Source organism: Cohnella sp. GbtcB17 (genome assembly GCF_019091135.1).
GTDB lineage: Bacteria > Bacillota > Bacilli > Paenibacillales > Paenibacillaceae > Cohnella.
Genome location: NZ_JAGXJW010000215.1, coordinates 1 through 314 on the forward strand (window position 1 = coordinate 1; position 314 = coordinate 314).

General features: G+C 69.1%; 1 pseudogene. It reads right to left on the minus strand.

Annotated elements, in window-relative coordinates:
* Positions 1-314: pseudogene (locus KVT38_RS33635) on the minus strand (ABC transporter permease); the annotation flags it as partial.

Below are 314 nucleotides of genomic sequence, written 5' to 3' on the forward strand. Positions count from 1 at the left end.
TTGGTCCAGCGTGAACGCCGAGCCGCCGGCTTGGCCGGGGCGGGTGTATGACGTCAGCAGGTTGGCGCCTAACGGAATGCCGACCGCGATCGCCAGCAGGAGGAGATTGCCGGCCGCCAGCAGCAAGGCGCCCCTGCGCGGCCGCTCGGCCTTGGCCCGCGTCGCCCGGCCGCCGAGGAAGTCGAAGCGCGCCCGGCGCAGCGCCCAGAACTGCACGCTCACCGCCAGCGCGATCAGCACGACGAGATAGAACGACAGCACGCCGGCCATATCGAGCCGGATCGGCGATGTATACAGCGCCGAGTAAATCGAAT